General features: G+C 65.4%; 18 protein-coding genes. 16 read left to right on the forward strand and 2 right to left on the reverse strand.

Annotated elements, in window-relative coordinates:
- Positions 1 to 16: 16 nt before the first annotated feature.
- The 7 genes from PQB87_RS08595 (at position 17) to PQB87_RS08625 (ending at position 11,118) form a co-directional block, all read left to right on the forward strand.
- Positions 17 to 1,048, forward strand: a complete 1,032-nt coding sequence (locus PQB87_RS08595) for a LacI family DNA-binding transcriptional regulator (protein ID WP_027787474.1) — start codon at positions 17 to 19, stop codon at positions 1,046 to 1,048.
- On the forward strand, positions 1,045 to 1,974 hold the full coding sequence (rbsK, locus tag PQB87_RS08600) for a ribokinase (RefSeq protein WP_059682698.1): 930 nt from the start codon (positions 1,045 to 1,047) through the stop codon (positions 1,972 to 1,974). Before PQB87_RS08595 ends, rbsK begins: the two co-directional genes overlap by 4 nt.
- A gap of 278 nt (positions 1,975 to 2,252) precedes the next feature.
- Positions 2,253 to 4,016 carry a methyl-accepting chemotaxis protein gene (locus tag PQB87_RS08605; RefSeq protein ID WP_489242811.1) on the forward strand — a complete coding sequence of 588 codons (1,764 nt, stop codon included), beginning with the start codon at positions 2,253 to 2,255 and terminating at the stop codon, positions 4,014 to 4,016.
- Between the two features lie 573 nt (positions 4,017 to 4,589).
- Positions 4,590 to 6,512 (forward strand): PrkA family serine protein kinase, encoded by a 1,923-nt coding sequence (locus PQB87_RS08610; protein ID WP_021163181.1) that lies wholly within the window; start codon positions 4,590 to 4,592, stop codon positions 6,510 to 6,512.
- A gap of 125 nt (positions 6,513 to 6,637) precedes the next feature.
- Entirely contained in the window at positions 6,638 to 7,906 is a 1,269-nt protein-coding gene (locus tag PQB87_RS08615) for a YeaH/YhbH family protein (RefSeq protein WP_021163180.1), read from the forward strand.
- Positions 7,903 to 9,582 (forward strand): SpoVR family protein, encoded by a 1,680-nt coding sequence (locus PQB87_RS08620; RefSeq protein WP_027787471.1) that lies wholly within the window; start codon positions 7,903 to 7,905, stop codon positions 9,580 to 9,582. Before PQB87_RS08615 ends, PQB87_RS08620 begins: the two co-directional genes overlap by 4 nt.
- A 231-nt stretch (positions 9,583 to 9,813) precedes the next feature.
- Positions 9,814 to 11,118 carry an MFS family transporter gene (locus PQB87_RS08625; RefSeq protein ID WP_021163178.1) on the forward strand — a complete coding sequence of 435 codons (1,305 nt, stop codon included), beginning with the start codon at positions 9,814 to 9,816 and terminating at the stop codon, positions 11,116 to 11,118.
- A gap of 76 nt (positions 11,119 to 11,194) precedes the next feature.
- Here the strand turns inward: PQB87_RS08625 and PQB87_RS08630 are convergent, their stop codons facing one another.
- Entirely contained in the window at positions 11,195 to 12,124 is a 930-nt protein-coding gene (locus PQB87_RS08630; protein WP_489242812.1) for a LysR family transcriptional regulator, read from the reverse strand.
- A gap of 101 nt (positions 12,125 to 12,225) precedes the next feature.
- Between PQB87_RS08630 and PQB87_RS08635 the strand changes: the two genes are divergently transcribed.
- From PQB87_RS08635 to PQB87_RS08655, 5 genes are all read left to right on the forward strand, one after another.
- Positions 12,226 to 13,263 (forward strand): agmatine deiminase family protein, encoded by a 1,038-nt coding sequence (locus PQB87_RS08635; RefSeq protein WP_059817137.1) that lies wholly within the window; start codon positions 12,226 to 12,228, stop codon positions 13,261 to 13,263.
- A gap of 46 nt (positions 13,264 to 13,309) precedes the next feature.
- Positions 13,310 to 14,224: an N-carbamoylputrescine amidase gene (gene aguB / locus PQB87_RS08640; protein WP_489242814.1), complete on the forward strand. Its 915-nt coding sequence runs from the start codon at positions 13,310 to 13,312 to the stop codon at positions 14,222 to 14,224.
- A 10-nt stretch (positions 14,225 to 14,234) separates the two neighbouring features.
- Positions 14,235 to 15,347, forward strand: a complete 1,113-nt coding sequence (locus PQB87_RS08645) for a polyamine ABC transporter substrate-binding protein (protein ID WP_489242815.1) — start codon at positions 14,235 to 14,237, stop codon at positions 15,345 to 15,347.
- A 50-nt stretch (positions 15,348 to 15,397) separates the two neighbouring features.
- Positions 15,398 to 16,510, forward strand: coding sequence for an agmatine deiminase family protein (locus PQB87_RS08650; RefSeq protein WP_489242816.1), 1,113 nt, complete (start codon positions 15,398 to 15,400; stop codon positions 16,508 to 16,510).
- A gap of 150 nt (positions 16,511 to 16,660) precedes the next feature.
- Positions 16,661 to 18,172, forward strand: coding sequence for an agmatine deiminase family protein (locus PQB87_RS08655; RefSeq protein WP_153488259.1), 1,512 nt, complete (start codon positions 16,661 to 16,663; stop codon positions 18,170 to 18,172).
- Positions 18,173 to 18,177: 5 nt separating this feature from the next.
- Here the strand turns inward: PQB87_RS08655 and PQB87_RS08660 are convergent, their stop codons facing one another.
- A complete protein-coding gene (locus tag PQB87_RS08660) occupies positions 18,178 to 18,567 on the reverse strand; it encodes a hypothetical protein (RefSeq protein ID WP_489242817.1) in 390 nt (129 codons plus the stop codon).
- A 459-nt stretch (positions 18,568 to 19,026) separates the two neighbouring features.
- Between PQB87_RS08660 and PQB87_RS08665 the strand changes: the two genes are divergently transcribed.
- The 4 genes from PQB87_RS08665 to PQB87_RS08680 all read left to right on the forward strand — a co-directional run bounded on the left by PQB87_RS08665 (position 19,027) and on the right by PQB87_RS08680 (position 24,050).
- Entirely contained in the window at positions 19,027 to 19,611 is a 585-nt protein-coding gene (locus PQB87_RS08665; RefSeq protein ID WP_048020632.1) for a fimbrial protein, read from the forward strand.
- A 12-nt stretch (positions 19,612 to 19,623) separates the two neighbouring features.
- Entirely contained in the window at positions 19,624 to 20,394 is a 771-nt protein-coding gene (locus tag PQB87_RS08670; RefSeq protein WP_258403779.1) for a fimbrial biogenesis chaperone, read from the forward strand.
- A 103-nt stretch (positions 20,395 to 20,497) separates the two neighbouring features.
- Positions 20,498 to 23,233: a fimbria/pilus outer membrane usher protein gene (locus PQB87_RS08675; RefSeq protein WP_489242818.1), complete on the forward strand. Its 2,736-nt coding sequence runs from the start codon at positions 20,498 to 20,500 to the stop codon at positions 23,231 to 23,233.
- A gap of 115 nt (positions 23,234 to 23,348) precedes the next feature.
- Positions 23,349 to 24,050, forward strand: a complete 702-nt coding sequence (locus PQB87_RS08680) for a fimbrial biogenesis chaperone (protein ID WP_431207550.1) — start codon at positions 23,349 to 23,351, stop codon at positions 24,048 to 24,050.
- Positions 24,051 to 24,120 lie beyond the last annotated feature (70 nt).

The following is a 24,120-nucleotide window of genomic DNA, read 5'->3' on the forward strand; positions in this document are numbered from 1 at the left end:
CAGAGAGAAACGGGAAATGGCGACGATCAAGGATGTGGCAGCCATGGCGGGCGTGTCGTTTACGACCGTCTCGCACGTGGTGAACAACTCGCGGCCGGTGTCTGCGGATGTGCGTGCGAAGGTCGAGGGCGCGATCCGCGAGCTGAATTACGTGCCGTCGGCCGTGGCACGCTCGCTGAAGGCGCGTGCGACGGCGACCATCGGCCTCGTCGTGCCGAACAGCACGAATCCGTATTTCGCGGAGCTTGCGCGCGGCATCGAGGATCAGTGCGCGGCCAATGGCTATTGCGTGTTCTTCTGCAACTCGGACGACGATCCCGTGAAGCAGCGCAACTACCTGCGCGTGCTGCAGGAAAAGCGCATCGACGGGCTGATCGTCGCGTCGGCGGGCGAGGATGCGGTGCTCGCGCAGACGCTTGCGGACATCCATGCGCCGCTCGTCGTCGTCGATCGCAACATCGAGGGGCTCGCGGCCGACCTCGTGCAGATCGACCACGAGCGCGGCGCGTACCTTGCGACGCGCCACCTGCTCGAGCTCGGGCACGCGAAGATCGGCTGCATCACGGGGCCGACCGACACGGCAGTCAGCGCGATGCGCGTGCACGGTTTCATCCGTGCGATGGCCGAGCGCGGTGTCGACATCGTGCCGGGCGCGATCGCGGAAAGCGACTTCTCGTGCCTCGGCGGTTATCACGCGGCGTCGCGGCTGTTCGAATCGGTGCGGCCGAGCGCGATCTTCGCGGGCAACGACCTGATGGGCGTCGGCGCGCTGCGTGCGGCGGCCGAGCGCGGCATGCGCGTGCCCGACGACTGTTCGATCATCGGATTCGACGACATCGAATTCTCCCGCTACACGTATCCGGCGCTGTCGACGGTCGGCCAGTCGGTGCGCGCGCTCGGCGAAATGGCCGCGCAGACGCTGATCGAGCGGATCGGCGGCGGCTCGTCGGCCGTGCCGAGCCGCCGTCGCGTCGTGTCGCCGCGTCTCGTGCTGCGTGAATCGACGGCGATCTACCGCGAGCCGCCGGCTTCCGGCGGTCGCGCATGACGGCGCCCGCTGCGGGCGCCGGCCGCGTGACGGTGGTCGGCAGCCTCAACATGGATCTCGTCGTGCGCGCGCCGCGCCTGCCGCTGCCCGGCGAAACGCTCGCCGGGCATGCGTTCGCGCAGGCGGCGGGCGGCAAGGGCGGCAACCAGGCCGTCGCTGCCGCGCGGCTCGGCGCGCAGGTCGCGATGATCGGCTGCGTCGGCGCGGATGCGCACGGCGCGGCACTGCGTGCGGGTCTCGAAGCCGAGGGGATCGACTGCGCGGGGCTCGCGACGAGCGCGTCGGCGTCGACCGGCGTCGCGCTGATCGTCGTCGACGATGCGAGCCAGAACGCGATCGTGATCGTCGCGGGCGGCAACGGCGAGGTCACGACCGATACAGTCGCGCGGCACGAGGCCGCGCTGGCGTCGGCGGACGTCGTGATCTGCCAGCTCGAGACGCCGCCGGATGCGGTGTTCGCGGCGCTGTCGGCCGGGCGGCGGCTCGGCCGCACGGTGGTGCTCAATCCGGCCCCGGCCGTCGCGCCGCTGCCGGACGGCTGGCTGCCGCTCGTCGATTACCTGATCCCGAACGAGGTCGAGGCAGCCGCGTTGACCGCGCTGCCGGTGCGCGACCCGGCGGAGGCGGAAGCCGCCGCCCGCGCGCTGCAGGCTGGCGGCGCGCGCAACGTGCTGGTCACGCTGGGCGCACGCGGCGTGCTTGCGCTGACGGCCGACGGGGTCGCGCGGCATTATCCGGCGCCGGCCGTGCAGGCCGTCGACACGACGGCGGCCGGCGATACCTTCATCGGCGGCTTTTCCGCGCGGCTCGCGGCCGGCGCGGACGTCGACACGGCGATCCGCTTCGCGCAACGCGCGGCGGCACTGTCGGTCACGCGGGCGGGCGCGCAACCGTCGATTCCCACGCTTGCCGAACTGGCCGGATAGGGCCGGATCACGCATCGCAGCCGGTTCATCGCAAACGATGGCCGGCCGCGTATCCGCGCTGCACGCCGGCAACGGAGAGCCTCTCATCGCCGTGCACGCCAGTGCACGGTGACGCACGTATTTTCGTTCAGCTATTTGTAATAAACAGACGAATAATTCGAAAAAATAGTGGAAACGCCATCAAGTTGTGCGGTGTCTGGTCGTAAATGAATCAGGTGAAGCAATGCTTTGAAGCGACGGGTCCGTCCCGTCCATCACGACGCAACACAGGAAGGATGATGGCGTTCAAAAACCTGACGATTCGTGCGCGCATCGGTTTCACGATGGCGTTTCTGGCGGTGCTCCTCGGTGTGATCGGTGGGCTCGGCGTGTATGGAATGACGCGCGCGAACGGTACGACGCGCGAGATCTTCACGAATCAGATGCCAAGCGCGGTCGATGTCTCGATTGCCGAGATCTACTCGGCGCGCGAACGCCTGGCCCTCGACCGGGCGGCGCTCCTGGCCGGCACGCCCGATGCGGCGGCTGCCATCGAGCGAAGCCGCGGGATGCGCGCGCAGTCGGACACCTGGTGGCAAAAGTACCTCGCGTTGCCGCGCGGCCCGGAGGAGGATCGCATCGCACAGGACGTCGCCGCGAAGCGGCAGGCGTTGCAGCACGAGTGCGACGCGTTCGCGAGCGTGCTCGGGGCGAATCAGGCCGACCGCGTCGGCGACGGCGCCAAGCAGCTCCAGGCGCGCTACACCGACCTCTCGACGGCGAGCGAGGCGTTGCGCAACTACCAGTTCAGTGACGCGCAAGCCAACTTCGATCATGCGGAATCGGTGTACGAGACGCTGCGTTTGCTGGCCATCGTCGCGCTGGTGGCCGGCTTCGCCGCCGCGGTGGTGTCGTGGCTGACGCTGAGCCGCGCGATCGGCCGCCCGATTGCCGACGCGCTCGCGCATTTCGACGCGATTGCCGCCGGCGACCTGCGTCGGCCGATCGTCGTGGACCGGCGTGACGAGATGGGCCAGCTTCTCGAGGGCCTCGGCAAGATGCAGCGCGGGCTCGTCGATACGGTGCGCACCGTGCGCGGCGGCAGCGAGTCGATCGCGACCGCGGCGCGTCAGATTGCGGCCGGCAACATCGACCTGTCGTCGCGCACCGAGGAGCAGGCCGCGGCGCTGCAGGAAACCGCGTCGAGCATGGAGCAGCTGACCGGCACCGTGAAGCAGAACGCAGACAATGCACGCCAGGCGAGTTCGCTGGCCGCGAATGCGTCGGAGATTGCAAACAAGGGCAATACGGTGGTCGGCCAGGTGGTCGGCACGATGGGCGAGATCAACGACAGCTCGGCGAAGATCGCGGACATCATCGCGATCATCGAGGGAATCGCGTTCCAGACCAACATTCTTGCGCTGAATGCAGCAGTGGAAGCCGCGCGGGCCGGCGAGGAGGGCCGCGGTTTCGCGGTCGTCGCGGGCGAGGTGCGCAGCCTGGCCCAGCGTTCGTCGGCCGCGGCCAAGGAGATCAAGGTGCTGATCGACGCGTCGGTGGAGCGCATCCGGTCGGGTTCCACGCTGGTCGACGAGGCAGGGCGCACGATGAGCGACGTGATCGGTGCGGTGCAGCGCGTGACGGACATCATGGGCGAGATCGCGGCGGCATCCGAGGAGCAGAGCGGCGGGATCGACCAGGTGGCGCGCGCGGTCGCGCAGATGGACGAGGTCACGCAGCAGAATGCGGCGCTCGTCGAGGAAGCCGCGGCCGCCGCGCAGTCGCTCGACGAACAGGCCGGGCGCCTGCGTGAAACGGCAGCAGTATTCCAGCTCGCCGACGACACGTCGCGTCCGGGTGCCGCGGGACCGGTTGCGGTGCGTCACGCGCCGCGTGCGCCTTCCGCTGCGGTTGCCGTGCCTGTCGCTGCTGCGCGCGACGATCGCGATGCCCCGCCGAAACGCGCGGCTGCGGCGGCACCGGTGCGCAAGCCCGTCGCGGCCGCCGCTGCGCCCGCGCAGGCGGCCGCTACCGGTGGCGCGGACGATTGGGAAACCTTCTGATTCGCGCGTGCCGCGCATCTATCCCCATTTGGTATCCCATTGGTATCCCATTTGGTAGCGAACGACGCCCGCAACATGCGGGCGTCGTCGTTTCTGCGGTGGAGAAATGTGACAGACGACGTACATGAACGACGATCGTGCAAGGTTGCGTGCATCGAACGCTCTGCATCGACGGAGGTGCGCACAGGTGCGAGTGAAGTTCCCGCATCCGTCGTACGGGTATCTCCGTAAGGGCGCTGCGAAAAAAATTTGTAACGGCGCGCGCAACGTGTCGTCGCAAACGGCTGCTCGAACGTATAGGGATGAGGGGGGAAGTGACGACGTCGGATGTGTCCAACGCACAAGACGTTCCGTTGTTCGACGAGACGTGACGGATGCAGTTTCTGCGGCTCGGGAGATCGATTGTAAAACGACGAAATGCGTTGTCCAAGCGGTGTTGTCGAGAATGACGAACTTCATACGAAGAGTTCGTGAAAAAAAATAAGAAAGGGTTTAGGATGAATTCGAACGCGCTTGCTTCTGCGCAGTCGTACGAAGGCAGGCACGTCTTCAGACTCAGGCGAGGGAGGTAGCATGGATATTTACAGCAGCTTCGCGAACCGCTTCGAAAAAACGCGAGAGGAAGAGCTCTCGCTGGAGGAGTATCTCGCGCTCTGCAAGAACGATCCATCCGCGTACGCGACGGCTGGTGAACGCATGCTGGCAGCAATCGGGGAACCTGAACACATCGATACCCGCAACGATCCGCGCCTGTCGCGGATCTTCGCGAACAAGGTCATCAAGGTCTATCCCGCATTCCGTGAGTTCTACGGAATGGAGGAAGTGATCGAGCAGGTGGTCGCATATTTCCGTCACGCTGCGCAAGGGCTCGAAGAGAAGAAGCAGATCCTCTATCTGCTTGGCCCGGTGGGCGGCGGCAAGTCGTCGATCGCCGAGCGTCTGAAGCAACTGATGGAGCGCGTGCCGTTCTATTCGCTGAAGGGTTCGCCCGTCAACGAATCGCCGCTCGGGCTGTTCGACTACGACGAAGACGGCCCGATCCTCGAGGAACAGTACGGCATTCCGCGCCGCTACCTGAAAAACATCCTGAGTCCGTGGGCCGTTAAGCGCCTGCACGAATACAACGGCGACATCCGCCAGTTCCGCGTGGTGCGTCGTTATCCGTCGATCCTGCGGCAGATCGGCATCGCGAAGACGGAGCCGGGTGACGAGAACAACCAGGACATCTCGTCGCTGGTCGGCAAGGTCGATATCCGCAAGCTCGAACAGTACGCGCAGGACGACGCCGACGCGTACAGCTACTCCGGTGGCCTGTGCCTGGCGAACCAGGGCCTGCTCGAGTTCGTCGAAATGTTCAAGGCGCCGATCAAGGTGTTGCACCCGCTGCTCACCGCCACGCAGGAAGGCAACTTCAAGGGCACCGAGGGCTTCGGCGCGATTCCGTTCGACGGGATCATCCTCGCGCACTCGAACGAGTCGGAATGGAAGGCGTTCCGCAACAACCGCAACAACGAGGCACTGCTCGACCGGATCTTCGTCGTGAAGGTGCCGTACTGCCTGCGCGTATCGGAAGAGACCAAGATCTACGAGAAGCTGATCCGCAACTCGTCACTGGCCGAGGCCGTCTGCGCACCGGGCACGCTGAAGATGATGTCGCAGTTCTCGGTGCTGTCGCGCCTGCACGAGCCGGAGAATTCGAGCCTGTTCTCGAAGATGCAGGTGTACGACGGCGAAAACCTCAAGGATACCGATCCAAAGGCGAAGTCGTACCAGGAATACCGCGACTATGCGGGCGTGGACGAAGGGATGACGGGCGTGTCGACACGCTTCGCGTTCAAGATCCTGTCGCGCGTGTTCAACTTCGATTCGAGCGAGGTCGCGGCCAACCCCGTGCACCTGATGTACGTGCTCGAGCAGCAGATCGAGCGCGAGCAGTTCCCGCCGGAAACCGAGCAGAAGTATCTGTCCTTCGTGAAGGACGTACTGGCGTCGCGCTACGCGGATTTCATCGGCAAGGAGATCCAGACGGCCTACCTCGAGTCGTATTCGGAGTACGGCCAGAACATCTTCGACCGCTACGTCACGTATGCGGACTTCTGGATCCAGGACCAGGAATTCCGCGATCACGATACGGGCGAGAGCTTCGACCGCGCCGCGCTGAACGCGGAGCTGGAGAAGATCGAGAAGCCGGCCGGCATCAGTAATCCGAAGGATTACCGCAACGAGATCGTGAACTTCGTGTTGCGTGCACGGGCGGCGAACGCCGGCAAGAACCCCGTGTGGACGAGCTACGAGAAGTTGCGCGTCGTGATCGAGAAGAAGATGTTCTCGAACACCGAGGAACTGTTGCCGGTGATTTCGTTCAACGCGAAGGGTTCGGCGGAGGAGCAGCGCAAGCATGAGGACTTTGTGAACCGGATGGTCGCGAAGGGCTATACGCCGAAGCAGGTGAGGCTGCTTTGCGACTGGTACCTGCGCGTGCGCAAGTCATCATGACGCGCGCGGTACCGCGCCCGTACGGCGAGACCGTACGGGCGCCTTCAGAGGCGCCGCCCGCATGACGGCAGACGGCATGCGCGGCGAGTGCCCCGGCAGATCGACTTTCGAGCGGGAGACCGGGAGTGCTTCATCAAATCATCGACCGCAGGCTGGCCGGCAAGAACAAGAGCATCGCCAACCGCGAACGCTTTCTGCGTCGCGTCAAGAACTACATTCGTCGTGCCGTGTCCGACGCGGTGCGCGACCGTAGCATCAAGGATATCCAGAGCACGCAGAGCATCACGATCCCGCGCAAGGACATCGCGGAGCCGAATTTCCGGCACGCGCCTGGCGGGCGTCGTGAATACGTGCACCCCGGAAACGAGGACTACGTGCGCGGCGACAAGATCCCGCGTCCGCAGGGCGGCTCGGGCGGCGGAGGCAGTCAGGCGAGCAACGAGGGCGAAGGGCAGGACGACTTCGTGTTCGAGTTGTCGCGCGACGAATTCATGCAGTACTTCTTCGACGATCTCGAACTGCCTCGCCTCGTGAAGACGCACCTGCTGACGGTGCCGAGCTGGAAGAACGTGCGCGCGGGCTGGTCGGCGGAAGGCACGCCGAACAACATCGACGTCGTGCGTTCGCTGCGCAGCGCACTCGGGCGTCGCATCGCGCTCGGCTCGCCGCTCGTCAACGAGCTGCGAGAGCTGGAGGCGCAGCTCGAGGCGATGAAGAGCGACCCGGAAGACCGGCGCGCGGAGATCGCGGTGCTCGAGGCCGAGATCCATCACCTGAAGGGGCGCATCTGGCGGATTCCGTTCATCGATCCGTTCGACCTGCGCTACATCAACCGCGTGAAGCAGCCGCAACCGTCGAGCCAGGCCGTGATGTTCTGCCTGATGGACGTGTCGGGCTCGATGGACGAGCAGCGCAAGGATCTGTCGAAGCGCTTCTTCATCCTGCTTTACCTGTTCCTCAAGCGTAACTACGAGCGCATCGAGGTGGTGTTCATCCGCCACCATACGCGTGCCGAGGAAGTCGACGAGGACACCTTCTTCCATTCGACCGAGAGCGGCGGCACGGTGGTGTCGAGTGCGCTCGAGCTGATGCGCAAGGTGATGAACGAGCGCTACTCGCCGACCGAGTGGAACATCTACGGCGCGCAGGCGTCCGACGGCGACAACTGGACTGACGATTCGCCCAAGTGTCGCAAAATCCTGGAAGAGGATATCCTCACGAAGGTGCGTTACTTCGCGTATATCCAGGTCGCGCCGGAAGAGCAGAACCTGTGGCTGGAATACGCGCAGCTGGCCCTGTCTCAGCCGCATCTCGCGATGAAAAAAGTGGAATCGGCTGCCGACATTTACCCGGTGTTTCGCGAATTGTTCGAAAAGCAGGTGGAAATGTCATGACGACCCGCCATCTGCACAACGAGTCGCGCGGCTATGCGCCGCGCCCTTCCGGCGACGACACGGCAGGTCCTGCCGCACCGCAGCAACGCGGGCAGGCCGAACCACCGCCGCCGGCCGCCGACTTGCCCGGCCCAGGGCAAAAGGAAGCGCGTATGAACGTTGCCGAACGCAAGCCGTTGCCGTGCCCGTCCGACTGGACGTTCGAACTGCTCGAGGAATACGACACGCACATCTCGCAGGTCGCCGAACAATACGAGCTCGACATCTACCCGATCCAGCTCGAACTGATCAGCGCCGAGCAGATGATGGACGCGTATGCGTCGGTCGGGATGCCCGTCAACTACCGTCACTGGTCGTTCGGCAAGCACTTCCTGTCGACCGAGAAGAGCTACCGCCGCGGCCAGATGGGCCTCGCGTACGAAATCGTCATCAACTCGAACCCGTGCATCGCGTACCTGATGGAAGAGAACACGATGACGATGCAGGCGCTCGTCATCGCGCACGCGGCGTACGGGCACAACTCGTTCTTCAAGGGCAACTACCTGTTCCGGCTGTGGACCGACGCGCACGCGATCATCGACTATCTCGTGTACGCGAAGAACTACGTCGCGGAATGCGAGGAGCGCTACGGGCTCGATCGTGTCGAGGAACTGCTCGATTCGTGCCATGCGCTGATGAACTACGGCGTCGACCGCTACAAGCGGCCGCAGAAGCCTTCGCTGTCGAAGGAGGCCGCGCTGCGGCGTGAACGCGAGGCGTACCTGCAGTCGCAGGTGAACGAACTGTGGCGCACGCTGCCGGGCAAGAAGCCCGAGCTGATGGAGGAGCAGGAAGACCGCTATCCGCCCGAGCCGCAGGAGAACCTGCTGTATTTCGCGGAAAAGAATGCGCCGCTGCTCGAACCGTGGGAGCGGGAGGTGATCCGCATCGTGCGCAAGATCGGCCAGTATTTCTACCCGCAACGGCAGACGCAGGTGATGAACGAAGGCTGGGCGACGTTCTGGCACTACACGTTGCTGAATACGCTGTACAACCAGGGGAAGCTGGAAGACAGCTTCATGATGGAGTTCCTGCATTCGCACAGCAACGTGGTCTACCAGCCGCCCGTCACGAAGCCGTACTACAGCGGGATCAACCCGTACGCGCTCGGCTTTTCGATGATGAGCGACATCCGGCGGATCTGCGAAGCGCCGACGGAGGAAGACTACAAGTGGTTTCCCGAGATCGCGGGCACCCCGTGGCTGCCGGCGATGCACTACGCGATGCGCAACTTCAAGGACGAGAGCTTCATCGCGCAGTACCTGTCGCCGAGCCTGATCCGCGACATGCGGCTCTTTTCGGTGCTCGACGACGACATGCGCGATTCGCTCGAGGTGTCGGCGATCCACGACGATTCGGGCTACCAGTATGTGCGGCAGGCGCTGTCGAGGCAGTACGACATCCATCACCGCGAACCGAACATCCAGGTGTGGGCGGTGAACACGCGCGGCGACCGCAGCCTCACGCTGCGCCACTTCATGACCGACAACCGTCACCTGTCGAACGACAGCGACGAAGTGCTCAAGCACATGGCGCGGCTCTGGCAATTCGACGTGTTCCTGGAAAGCGTCGACGAGGCCGGTACCGTGCGCAAGCGCTACGAGTGCCGCTACGTGCCGCCGGAGGTGCGGATCTGAACGTCGCCTGCGGAAAGTTTGCACCGAGCGCCAGCCTGCGGGCTGGCGTTTTCATATGACGAACGCATGGCGGGAGAAAAATTTTCTACATCCGGACGAACCCGGAGAGCCTGTTACTTTACATTTCGCTAAAATCACGTAGCGCCGTGCGCCGGAACCGGTGCCACGTTCGATCGCACGCGGCGGCCCAGCCGCCTCGCCCAGAAAGTACTACAAGGAACAGACCAATCCATGGACGTCCAGACCGAACAAGCTGCGCTGTCCGCGCATGACACCCGGCGGCGCGTGTTCGCCATCGTCGGCGCCTCGTCGGGCAACCTCGTCGAGTGGTTCGACTTCTACATCTACTCGTTCTGCGCGCTGTACTTCGCGCCGGCATTCTTCCCGAGCGGCAACACGACGACGCAGCTGCTGAACACGGCGGGGGTGTTCGCGGCCGGCTTCCTGATGCGTCCGATCGGCGGCTGGCTGTTCGGCCGCATCGCCGACCGCCACGGCCGCCGCAACGCGATGATGATCTCGGTGCTGATGATGTGCGGCGGCTCGCTCGTGATCGCGGTGCTGCCGACCTACGCGCAGATCGGCGCGCTGGCGCCGGCGCTGCTGCTGGTCGCGCGGCTGTTCCAGGGGCTGTCGGTGGGCGGCGAATATGGCACGAGCGCGACTTACATGAGCGAGGTGGCGCTGAAGGGCCGCCGCGGCTTCTTCGCGTCGTTCCAGTACGTGACGCTGATCGGCGGCCAGCTGTGCGCGCTGCTCGTGCTCGTGATCCTGCAGCAGACGCTGTCGGGCGACGAACTGAAGGCGTGGGGCTGGCGCATTCCGTTCGTGGTCGGCGCGGCGGCCGCGTTGATCTCGCTGTACCTGCGCAAGTCGCTCGACGAGACGTCGACGTCCGAATCGCGCGACAAGAAAAACGCGGGCACGATCCGCGGCGTGTGGCAGCACAAGGGGGCATTCTTCACGGTGGTCGGCTTCACGGCCGGCGGCTCGCTGATCTTCTACACGTTCACGACGTACATGCAGAAGTACCTCGTGAACACGGCCGGCATGCATGCGAAGACGGCCAGCAACGTGATGACCGTCGCGCTGCTCGTCTACATGCTGATGCAGCCGGTGTTCGGCGCGCTGTCCGACAGGATCGGCCGCCGCACGTCGATGATCCTGTTCGGCTCGTTCGCGGTGATCGGCACGGTGCCGCTGATGCACGCGCTGAAGGACGTGACGAGCCCGGTGGCGGCGTTCGTGCTGATCACGGTTGCGCTCGCGATCGTCAGCTTCTACACGTCGATCAGCGGGCTGATCAAGGCCGAGATGTTCCCGCCGGAAGTGCGCGCGATGGGGGTCGGCCTGTCGTATGCGGTCGCGAACGCGATCTTCGGCGGCTCGGCCGAGTACGTCGCACTGTGGTTCAAGTCGATCGGCAGCGAGGAAACCTTCTACTGGTACGTGACCGTGCTGTGCGCGATCTCGCTGATCGTGTCGTGGCGGATGCGCGATCCGAGCAAGGAAGGGTACCTGCGTCACGAGCCGTGATCGACCGCGCATCGTACGCATTTGCCTCATGACGAACGTCCCGCCAGCCGGCGGGACGTTTTTTTTCGGCGTTCGATTACGCGGGCGGAGGCGGTGCATGGTCGGGCGCCGGGTCGGCCACGCTCGACAGGATGCCTTGCTGGACCAGCCAGTCGAACATCTGCTCGACGATCGGCGAGCGCGACGGGCCTTCCATCCGCGACAGCCACCATGTGGTGCCGGGCAGGCGCGGGTAGTCGGCGAGCACGGTCAGCGTGTGCTGGTCGAGGCCGGCCTGCGCGACGAGGCGCGGCAGGCACGCAATGCCGCGGCCGCGCTGCACGGCGTCCAGCACGAGCCGCTGGTCGTCGTAGATCGCCTGCATCCGGAAATCCGACAACTGCTCGCGAAAGACGGTCGCCATGCGCTCGTCGGTCAGGCTCGTTTCGAGGCAGACGAGCCCCGCGTACCGTGCATGTTCGGCGCGCGGCGCGCGGGCGAGTGTCTCGGCCAGCGGCGTCGCGCATACCGTCACCCATTCGTCCCGCATGAACGGAATATCGACCAGGCCCGGCTGCAGCATCGGCCGCGTGCCGATCGTCATGTCGACGTCGATCTCGTCGACGTAGCGCGCGGTTTCGTCGGTCGACAGCAGCGGGCACAGGTCCGGCAGCGCCTGCTGCAACTGCTCGAGGCGCGGCTGCAGCCAGCCGTGCAGCAACGGCGCCGGACACACCAGCACGACGAGCCCCGGGTTCAGGTAGGTCGCGATGCGGTCGAGCCCGCCGCGCAACGTGTCCATCGCGCGCTGGACGCTGCGCTGCAGGACCTCGCCGGCGATGGTCAGCTCGACGCCGCGGCCGCGCCGGCGGAACAGCGGTTGCCCGAGCTGCGCTTCGAGTTGCTGGATCTGATGGCTGATCGCCGACTGCGACAGGTGCAACTCGTCGGCCGCGCGCGAGAAATTGCCCAGCCGGGCCGCGGCTTCGAAGCCGGTCAGTAGTTTCAGGGACGGAACGCGTTGCATCGAGATATGAGGTGAATTGATTGATTCGGCCAAAAAATATCAATATTCATCAAGTTTAACCTGACGGAAAATCGCTCATCAATCACAACGGAGTCGGATCGATGGGTCGCTTTGATGCTCGCCAGCGCGGTTACCGGATGCCAGCCGAATGGGAATCCATGCACGCGACGTGGCTCGGATGGCCGGTGCTCGACAATCGCGAGGACCTGTGGGGGACGCATTACGCGCAGGTCTGCCGCGAATTCGCGCTGGTCGCGCGCACGATCGCGCGCTATCAGCGCTGCGTGGTCGCGGTGCACCACAGCCAGGCCGACGCCGCGCGCGAACTGGTGGGCCCGAGCGTCGACGTGCTGCCGGTCGCGGCCGAGGACAACTGGCTGCGCGATTGCGGGCCGATCTTCCTCGTGAGCGAACGGCGCGGGCTGGGCGCGGCCGTGTTCCGCTTCAACTGCTGGGGCGAGAAGTACCAGCCGTACGACGGCTGCCAGCAGGCCGGACAGGACATCGCGCGCGCGGCCGGCGCCGAGATCTTCAATTCGCACATGGTGCTGGAGGGCGGCTCGTTCTACGTCGACGGGCAGGGCACGCTGGTCACGACTGAGAGCTGCCTGCTGCATCCCAACCGCAATCCGCACCTGAGCCGCGCGGAGATCGAGGCGGAATTGCGCCGCATGCTGGGCGTCGAGAAGATCGTGTGGCTGCCGGGCAACCCCGACGAAGTGGAGACGAACGGGCACGTGGACGGCATCGCGTCGTTCATCGCACCCGGCCGGATGCTGTGCCAGACCGCACTGCCGGAGCAGGGCGACTATTTCCGCGTGATGCGGGAGAACCGCCGCGCGCTGGAGCTCGCGACCGATGCGGCGGGGCGCCGTTTCGAGCTGCTCGACCTGCCGTCGCCGATCGTCAGCGAACGCTTCGGCTCCGAGCGCTACTGCGACTGCTATGCGAACTACATCCTGGTGAACGGCGCGGTGATCGTGACCGCATTCGGCGTCGAGCAGGACGAGGCCGCACGCGACGCTTTCAGCCGGGCGTTCCCGACGCGAAAGGTGCAGATGCTGCCGATCCCGACGCTGTCGATCGGCGGCGGCAGCATCCACTGTTCGACGCAGCAGCAGCCGTCCGTCGCGCACTGAGCGACGTCCCGTCAGCGGTTTCCGGTTCCATCGAGGAGCAATCGCAATGCCGTCCAAACACATCACCGTCGCCGCCGTCCAGATGGCGTCGGGCAGCTGGAATCTCGAAGACAACATGGCCACCGCGGAGCGCCTGATCCGCGCGGCCGCCGCGCAGGGCGCGAATCTCGTGCTGTGCCCGGAGCTGTTCGCGATGCCGTACTTCTGCCTCGACCAGAACGTGCGCCATCTCGAACTCGCGCAGCCGATCGAAGGCAACGCGCAGATCGCCCGGTTCGCGGCGCTGGCCGGCGAACTCGGCGTCGTGCTGCCGATCGGCTTCTTCGAGCGCGCGGGCAATGCCGCGTACAACTCGATCGCCGTGGCGGACGCGGACGGGCGCGTGCTCGGCGTCTATCGCAAGACGCATATCCCGGACGGGCCGGGCTATACGGAGAAGTTCTATTTCACACCGGGCGATACCGGCTTCAAGGTGTGGGATACGCGCTTCGGCCGGATCGGCATCGGCATCTGCTGGGACCAGTGGTATCCGGAGACGGCGCGTTGCCTCGCGCTGATGGGCGCCGAGATCCTGTGCTTTCCGACCATCATCGGCTCGGAGCCGTTCAGCAGTGCGTTCGATTCGTCCGGCCACTGGCAGCGCACGATGCAGGGCCACGCGGCCGCCAACATGGTGCCGGTGGTGGCGGCCAACCGGATCGGCCGCGAAGCTGGCTTCGGCAACGGCAATCCGCAGCAGCAGGGGCTCACCGGCGTGTTCTACGGGTCGAGCTTCATCGCGGATCACACCGGCGAGAAGCTGGCCGAGGCGAACCGCACCGACGAGGCGGTGCTCGTGCACACGTTCGATCTCGACGCGATCCGCGCCGACCGGCAATCGTGGGGCTTCTTCCGCGATCGCCGCCCGGAGATGTATCGCACGTTGCTGACCAGCGACGGCGTATCGTCCTGCTATCGATGAGGGAGGCGCGATGAAACGGCAAGGATGGTTGCGTGTCGCGGCGCTGGGCCTCGCGCTGTGCGTGCTGGCGGGAACGGCGCGCGCCGACGAAGAGAAGGTACTGAACCTCTATAACTGGAGCAATTACTTCGCGCCGGATACGCTGGCGGGCTTCGAGAAGGAAACCGGCATCAAGGTGCGCTACGACGCGTACGACAGCGACGAGACGCTGCAGTCGAAGCTGCTGACCGGCAACAGCGGTTACGACCTCGTGTGGCCGACCAACGACTTCATGGCCAGGCAGATCCAGGCGGGTGTGTTTCGCAAGCTCGACAAGAACCGGCTGCCGAACCTGAAATATCTCGATCCGTCGCTGCTGAAGCAGATGGCGCAGTCCGATCCCGGCAACCAGTACGGCGTGCCGTACATGTGGGGCACCGTGGGCGTCGGCTACGACCGCGCCAGGGTGCGCGCGATCCTCGGCAAGGACATGCCGGCCGACAGCCTCGACCTGCTGTTCAAGCCGGAGATCGCGTCGCGCGTCGCCGCGAAGTGCGGCCTGGGCCTGCAGGACTCCGCGAGCACCGTGCTGCCGCTGGCGCTGCGTCATGTCGGCCGCGATCCGATGCATCCGTCCGCGCAGGACTACGCGGCCGCGCAGGCGATGCTGATGAAGATCCGGCCATTCATCCGCGAGTTCGTGGGTTCGTCCGACGCCAACGAGCTGATCGACGGTGAGCTGTGCGTGACGGTCGGTTTTTCCGGCGCGATCAACCTGGCCGCGCAGAAGGCGAAGGCGCGCGATCCGAAGCGCGACGTCGTGTACGACATTCCGCGGATCGGCACCCTGATGTGGTTCGATGCGATGGTCATTCCGGCATCCGCGAAACATCCGGACAACGCGCATGCGTTCATCAACTACATCCTGCGTCCGGACGTGATCGCGAAGATCTCGAATTCGACGCGCTACGCGAATGCGAACCAAGGCGCGCTGAAGCTGATGGATCCGGCGCTGGTGCGCGATCCGGGTGTCTATCCGGACGAATCGACGCGGCGCACGCTGTTCACGCCGATCGCCGAATCGCCGGCCGCGATGCGTCTCGAAGGCCGGACCTGGCTCGGCTTCAAGACGGCGCGACCGTGACGGCCCGCCCTGAAACAATCGAAGTAACCGGCAAGCGAAAGAGGAATGCCATGACTACACGACGTCAACTGTTGAAACGCGGCCTGTCCGTATCGGGCGCGGCGCTGGCCGCCGGCGCGATGGGCGGGTTGTTCGGCCGCGCTGCGCACGCGCAGCAGGGCGCCGCCTGGCACATGCCGGACGAGGGCGCGCCGCACACGGCGACCTGGATGGCGTTCGGCCCGAGCGAGGACATCTGGGGCGCGCGGCTGCTGCCGGTGGTGCGCGAGAACCTCGCGGCCGTTGCGAAGGCAATCGCCGTGCACGAGCCGCTGAAGATGCTGGTGCGGGAGGAAGACTACGCGGTCGCATCGCGGCTGTGCGGTTCGTCGGTCGAGCTCGTCCAGCACCCGGTCGACGATCTGTGGATGCGCGATACGGGGCCGGTGTTCGTGAAGAACGCGTCGGGCCAGCTCGGCGGCGTGAGCTTCAATTTCAACGGCTGGGGCAACAAGCAGGAACACGACCAGGACGCGCAAGTCGCGCCGTTCGTGGCCGAACGCGCCGGCGCGCGGCTGGTCGACACGAAGCTCGTGCTGGAAGGCGGCGGCATCGAGGTGGACGGCGAGGGCACGGCGATCATCACGCGCAGCTGCGTGCTGAATGCGAACCGCAATCCGGGCGTCAGCCAGGCCCAGTGCGAGGCGGAACTGAGCCGGTTGCTGGGGCTGAAGAAGATCATCTGGTTGCCGGGCATCGCCGGCAAGGACATCACCGACGGGCATACCGATTTCTACGCGCGCTTCACGAGCCCGGGCGTCGTGGTGGCGGGGCTCGACACGGACCCTTCGTCGTACGACCACGCGGTGACGCGGCAGCATCTGGAGATCCTGCGGAAATCCACCGATGCGAAGGGGCGCCCGTTGAAGGTCGTCGTGCTGCAGGGCCCGAAGACCGTCCGGCACCAATACGAGAACGCGGAGTTCGCGGCCGGCTACATCAATTTCTACGTGTGCAATCGCGCGGTGATTGCGCCGCAATTCGGCGACAGCCGTGCCGACCGCAATACGCGCGACACGCTCGTCGACCTGTTCCCCGGCCGCGAGGTCATCCAGCTGAATATCGACGGCATCGCCGCGGGCGGCGGCGGCATTCACTGCACCACGCAGCAGCAGCCGGCCTGAGCGCGGCCGCGGGCCGGTATGCGTGACCGGTCCGCACGACCGTTGCGGGCAACGATTCGTTCCGGACTACTGAAAACAATGCGGAATCCGTCTTGCAAGACGGAAGCCGGTGCGCACGCGTGCGTGCCGCCCGCGCAATGGAGTGGAAACATGACGAAACAACGTACCCACGCGAACGCCGGCAAGCGTGCACGGCACACGCCGGATACCGGGCGGCGCGGCTTCATTCGATATTCGGCCGCCTTTCTCGGCTTGCCGCTGCTGGGCAGCCTGGCAGCATGCGGTGGCGGCGGCGACGACGGAGCCTCCGGCACGGTTTCCACGCCGAGCACGACACCGTCGGCACGGCAGGCCGTGTACCGGCTGCCAGCCGAAGACGCACCGCACGCATCGACCTACATGGCGTTTGCGTCCGGCACGGAAGGCATCTGGATGCCGGTCACGCCGCAGAGCACGGATGCCGGGATCGACCGGGTGCGGGCCGACCTGATGGACGTCGCGAAGGCGATCGGCGCAACCGAACCGGTCAACATGCTGGTGCTGCCGGCCGACCTCGATGCGGCCCGCGCGTTGCTCGCGACCGCGAGCGTCGCGAATCCCGACCTGCATGCGCGCTATGCGGCACGCGCAGCAGGTACCGGCGGGATCACCCTCGTGGCGCTCGCCGACGGCTTCGACGATTTCTGGGTGCGCGACACGGGTTGCGTGTTCGTCCGGGACACGTCGAACGGCAATGCGCTGAACGCGATCGGCTTCAATTTCAACGGCTGGGGTAACGCGAATACCGACGGCGCCGGTCAGGGTGCGGGGACGATTCCGCCGGCGATCCTGGCCGCGAGCAACCGGTCGAAAGCGGGCAAGTTCTTCCAGCCGTTCAGCCAGGACAGCAAGGTGGCGGGCTGGATGGCGCAGACCAACGGCGCGAACCTGATCCGCAGCACGTTGACGCTCGAAGGCGGCGCGATCGAATTCGACGGCGACGGGACGGCGATCCTCACCGAGTCGGCCGTGCTGCACGTGAACCGCAATCCGCATCTGTTCGACATCTCGAACGGCGCGATCGCCAGCGCGACGCTGTTGCCGACGGCCCGCGATACCGTGCTCGCCGAATTGAAGCGCACGCTCGGCGTGCGGAAGATCATCTGGCTGCCGGGCACGGCAACCTATCCGCGCGGCAGCGGGGTGGGCGGTGCCGGCGGCGCGGCGACGCCGGCCGGCGAGACCGACATCACGAACGGGCACGTTGATTTCTACGCACGCTTTCTCGCGCCGGGCGTGGTCGCGTGCTGTTACGACGCGTCGAACTCGACCGGCGAGCGCGCGTTGACGGATGTGAACCGGCAGCGCCTTGCGGGCCAGACCGATGCGAACGACCGGCCGCTGAAGATCGTCGAACTGGTGCCGCCGACGAATTTCGGCACGTCCGCCGGGACCACGCTGAACGACCGTCAGATGTCGCATTTCGCGGCCGGCTACATCAATTTCTACACGTGCAACGGGGCGCTCGTGATGCCGAAGTTCAACGATGCGGCAGCCGATGCGGCCGCGGTCGCGGCGGTCCGCCCGTATGTGGGGAATCGGGCGATCGTGCAGGTCGACATCCTCGGCATCGCGTCGGGCGGCGGCGGCATCCATTGTTCGACGCGGGAAGTGCCTGCATGAGCGTGTCACGTCATATCGATATGGAAATCGATTCGTTGTCCATTGCACGCGATTTCCTTAATCTGGGCCTGTAGTTCGTGTGACACCTCCTTGACTGGGATTCGCGCCCGCTGCCTGCAGCGGGCGTCTTTTTTCGCGTGCCGCCGGCCACGGCGCCACGATCGACCGACCCCTTCACGTCTGCCGAAGCGCGCAGACTTCGCACGCGGTCGCTCGACCGACGCATGCAGGCGCTGGCCTGCATCACGATATTCCCTTGCCTTCCGGTTCAGGCCGTTCGGATTTCCGGTGATGGACGCCGCGCGTTCTCCCGACGTGCCGTAGTAATAAAAAGAAAAATCGTCGGACACTGGCGCATTGCTTTTTCCAGCTGACGGGGCCGCTTTCAATTCCAATCCTAAATTCCAGGAGTTGGATTGAGTTTTGTCCCGACTCTATGTATTGAATTAGGACTTTTCTGCTGACCCGGGATTCTCTGTCGTTGGGCATATTGACACGATCTTTTGTTTATGCTTTGGCCATTCGTTGAATGCCCTGCCAGGCTGGCGGAACTGGCGTGCCGGAATGGCCTCGTTTCCCGAAAAGCCGCTGCGATGGCAGACGCGTAAATAAACCACCCGAAAGCATTCCTTCACGAATGCTTTCGGCTCCGCCAATTTCTTACTTGTACGATATTAATTTCAGGCTCGGATAAATAGAATTGCTTGACCGTCAATATTCGAAGGGGAGCGGAACATTCCGTTTCTCCGGAAATGACGGCGCGGCCGTCATTTCGCGTCATGCCATTGAAGCAAGCGGCATTGCGCATGTCGGCCGGTATGCCACAAGCCAATCAATCTCATAGGAAAGTGGAAATGAAGATGAAACTTCTTCGGTGCTGGGTTGCGGCCGGTATCGCAAGCGCAGTCCTGGTTCCGACGGTTGCCCATGCATACGACGGGACGATCAAGTTCGAGGGAAGCATCTCGGACGTGACGTGCAACATCAACGGCCAGGCGCCTGGCGTAGACAATATCCGCGAAGTGTCGCTGGGCGACCATATCAACCCCAGCACGTTCGCCACGGCCGGCTCGACGTCCACGCCGGTGCCGTTTGCGCTGAATATCGGCGGCAACGCGGGTTGTACCGACGATACCAAGGTCGTGATCGATTTCGACCCGGCATCGGTCAACGTCAATCCGGCCACCGGCAACCTGAAGCTCGTCGGGACGAAACCGGCCGAAGGCGTGGAGATTCAGGTCAGCGACGCCGGCAACGGCAAGGCCGGCAAGATCTGGCTCGGCAAGCCGCAAAACCTGGCGGATGCGCAGGTCGCAACCGTGAAGGACAATACGGCGACGCTGACCTATTCGGCCGCCTACGTGTCGACGGTCGATCAGGCCGCCATCAAGACCGGCTCGGGCAATTCGTTCATCCGCTACACGCTCGCTTACTACTGATCGTTGTTGTCCATGTTCCGTGCCATGATCTTGTCATTTCGGACTGTTAATTATGTGGTGACGTGTTGCGTCGTGGCATGGGCTGCCTGCGCCGTGCCGGCGCAGGCAGCGCTTGTATTGAACGGCACGCGTGTGGTTTTCCCGGAACGCGAGCGCGACGTGACGGTGCGCGTCGAAAACACGTCGGAGCAGCCGGTGCTTGCGCAGAGCTGGGTCGACGATGGCCGTGTCGACGTGCCGCCCGAGCAGTTGCAGGTGCCGTTCATCGTCGCTCCGTCACTGAAGCGCGTCGAGCCCGGTCGCAGTGCCGTGCTGCGCATCACGCATACGCCGGCATCGCTGCCCGGCGACCGCGAATCGATTTACTGGCTGAACGTACTCGAAGTGCCGGCCGGCCAGAAGGATGCCGGTAACCAGCTGCGGTTCGGATTCCGGACGCGCATCAAACTCTTCTTTCGACCGACGGCGCTCGCCGATGGCGTGGACGCCGCACCCGATCAACTGGTCTGGAAAACGGCCGCGGCAGCGCCTGGCGCGGGCGGCCGCAGGGTCGTGCTCGAGGTTGCCAACCCCACGCCGTATTACGTTTCGTTCGGCAAGGTGGAGAGCGATGCGGGTGGCACGTTCGTATCGGCAGGCGGCGGAATGGTCGCGCCGTTCGACCGCGCGCAGTTCGTTCTGCCGGGTGTTGCGGCATCCACGCGCAAGCCGGCAACCGTGCGGTACATGGTCATCGACGACTACGGCGGCCGCACCACGATAACGAAAAAACTGGAGAACTGAGCAGGGCGTCCGTCCACACCGTATCGAGGCACGATTCAACATGCCGTTTCACGGGTCGATACGACGACCAGTTGATTCGGTATGCGAAAAAACGAAATTCCTCATGCAGAGCTTTTCGGCTATTCCTACCTTGCGCGGCCCGGTACCGGCGCCGCGCTGCCGACTGCGATCGCGTCGGCAGGCGATCGCATCGGCACTGACGCCGGTGGCGGTCGCCGTCGCAAGCGCGGGCCTGCTCGTGGAGCGCGCGGCCGCGGAAATCGCGACGCCGGCGCACGACGGCACCGGCCGCGACACGCCGGCTGCGGCGGAGCCGGTATCGCAGGCCGGCGACACGGTCCGCTTCGACGAATCGATGCTGATGCACGGAGCCGGGGCCACACCGATCGACACGACGCCCTACGAGCGTCCGAACGTGCTGACGGAAGGGCAGCGGCGCGTGGATTTCGTCGTCAACGGGCAATGGCGCGGCGTGGAAGAGATCTCGTTCCGGCGCGCCGGCGACGGCCGCGTGCGGCCGTGCTACGACCGTGCGATGCTGCAGCGCGCGGGCGTCGATCTGGCGCGCAGCGAGCGCGGCCAGGATCGCGATGCGCCGCCCGAACCGATGCCCGACGGGATGCTTTGCGAGCCGATCTCCCGCCATGTTCCAGGGGCCGAGCTGTCGTTCGATCAGGACGAACAGAAGCTGTATCTGGTCGTCCCGCAGTTCTACATGCGGCTCGCGAACCGGAGCACTTACGTCGACCCGTCGACCTGGACGAACGGCGTGCCGGCCGCACTCGTGAACTACAACGCGATGGCGTTTACGACGCGCGCCGGCGGCTACGAGTTCGCGCAGCTCTATACGGGGCTGACGATGGGAGCGAACGCCGGGCCGTTCCGGATTCGCCATACGGGCAATTTCACCTGGTCGCAGCGCGGTGTCGTGCGCTACCAGCGCGGCAACGTCTACGCGCAGACGGATCTGCCTGCATGGCGGGCCCAGTTGCTCGTCGGGGAAAGCTCGACGAGCGGCGATCTGTTCGACGCCGTAGCGTTTCGCGGCATCCAGATCTCGAGCGACGACCGGATGCTGCCCGATACGCTGCGCTACTACGCGCCCGTCGTGCGCGGCGTTGCACAGTCCAATGCGCGCGTGACGATCCGCCAGCGCGGCTATCTCGTGCATGAGACGACGGTTGCGCCGGGCCCGTTCGAGATCGACGACCTGCAGGCCATGAGCTACGGCGGCGACCTGAGCGTGACGGTGACCGAAGCGAACGGCGATGCGCATAGTTTCATCGTGCCGTTCGCGACGACGGTTCAACTGCTGCGGCCGGGCAGCACGCGATTCAGCGCGATGGCGGGCCGCGCGATCGATTTCGGTTCAGGTACCGGCGGCGGTGCGCAGTATGTCGGCCAGTTCACCGTGCAGCGGGGGATCAACAACCTGGTGACGGCATACGGCGGCGGCGCGTTCACCGGGCGCTACCAGTCGGCGCTGATGGGCATCGCGTTCAATACGCCGATCGGCGGCATCGCGGCCGACGTCACGGTCGCGCGCACGCAGCCGGCCGGTGCCGAGCGGATGAACGGGTCCAGTATCCGCGTGTCGTACAGCAAGAACTTGCCGAACAGCGGCACGAACTTCTCGCTGCTCGCGTATCGCTATTCGACGAAAGGTTATCTCGGCCTGAGCGATGCGTTGCAACTGGCCGGCAGGACGGCCCAAGGGCTGTCGGCCGACGCGTTTCCCCGGTTGCGCAATCGCGTCGATCTCAACATCAGCCAGCAGATCGGGCAGGCCGGCAATGTCTATCTGAACGGCTCGTCGCTCAGTTATTGGGCGGGACGCGGCCAGACGCTCAGCTTCACGCTCGGCTACAGCAAGCAGTGGCGTGACGTGACGCTGAGCGCGTCGGTTCAGCGGGTGCGCAACATGTCTGCAGGCATGTCGTCGTTCGGGCGCCCGGAAGGCAATACGCTCGCGAGTGTGAGCGTGTCGATTCCCCTCGACCGGAACGCGCGTCGTGCACCGACGTTCAACACGCTCGTCACGCACGACAGCAGCGCGGGCACGAGTGCAATGGCAGGCGTGTCCGGGCGCTTCGGTGAACAGGGCGACGGCTCGTACTCGCTGTCGGCGACCTACGACGGCAGCAACCGCGCGTCGTCGGGCAGTGTCGGCGTCGGCTATCGGATGCCGACGGCGTCGCTCGCGGGCAACTTCGGGATGGGCAGCGGCTACCAGCAGGCGTCGCTCAGTGCGTCGGGCGGGCTGGTGGTGCATCCGGGCGGCGTGACGCCCGGGCCGACGCTGGGCGAGACGGTCGGTGTCGTGCGCGCGCCGGACGCGCAAGGCGCGTCGGTCGGCAATTCGGATGCCAGGGTCAACCGGTTCGGCTATGCGATCGTCCCGAGCCTCGTCCCTTATCAGCTCAACCGGATCGACATCGATCCGAAGGACGTGGCGGACGACGTCGAGATGACGACGGTCTCACGCAGCGTCGCGCCCCGCGCGGGCTCGGTCGTGATGCTTTCATACGATACGGTGAAGGCGCGCGCGCTGCTGATCGACGCGACTACCGAGGACGGCCGTCCGTTGCCGTTCGCCGCGCGCGCGCTCGATGCACGGACGGGTGCGCCGCTCGGGGCAGTCGGTCAGGGCAGTCGCCTGTTCGTGCGCAGCGGCGAGCAGGACGGCCGAATCCGGGTCGAGTGGGGGCAGCGACAGGATCAGCAGTGCGCGATCGACTATTCGGTGCCGGCGGAGCAACGCGCGGGCACGGGCTATGTGACGCTCACGCGCGTGTGCCGTTCGCCCGCGTCACTGCCGCCGCAGGCCGGGAGGCCGTAGTCCGATGCGCATCGTTTTCCCCAATTTCGTGTCGCTCGCGACCCGGAGGCCGCCCAGGCCGCCCAGGCCACGCAGCGCGCACATTCTGCCCCGTGTGGCCCGGGCGGCGTTGCTCGTGGCCGCCGCGTTCGTACCGGCCATCGTTTCCCTCCCGGCGTCGGCAGCGCTGTCGGTCGTCGGCACGCGCTTCATTTATTCCGGCGGCGCGCGTGCGCAGACGATCGCCGCCCGCAATCTCGGCAGCACGCCGATCCTGGTTCAGATCTGGCTCGACGACGGCAACGCGAACGCCGATCCGGGCGGGCTTCGTGTGCCCTTCGTCGTCGTGCCGCCGCTTGCGCGGCTCGACCCGCAGCAGGCGCTGGCGATACAGGTGCGTGCGATGGGCGGCGAACTGGCAACGGATCGCGAATCCCGCTTCTGGATCAACCTGCTCGAAGTTCCGCCTGCGGGGCAGGCCGACAACATGCTGCGCATCGCGTACCGATTGCGCATGAAGCTGCTGTACCGGCCGCGCGGCATCGATGGCGATCCACGCGACGCACCGGATCGTCTGAGGTGGACGGTGGCGGACGCGCAGGCGCATTCCGTCCTCGTGTCGGTCAACCCGACGCCGTACTACGTGACGCTGACGCGGGTCGTCGTGCAAGGGCGGCCCGTCGTGCTGGCCGGCGGCGCGGTCGACGTCGAGCCGTTCGGTCGCACCGAGATTCCGCTCGATGCGCGGTCCGGCCCGCCGGTGGACGACATCCTCTTTGACGCGGTCGACGACGGCGGCCAGTCGCACGAGCACCGGGGGCGGCTCGATGCGCATTGATCGCCGGTACCCCGGCAAACCGTGCAATACCCGTCCTGCCGGGGATATCGGCAGGGATTCAATCATTACG

Source organism: Burkholderia sp. KL41, from assembly GCF_057005415.2.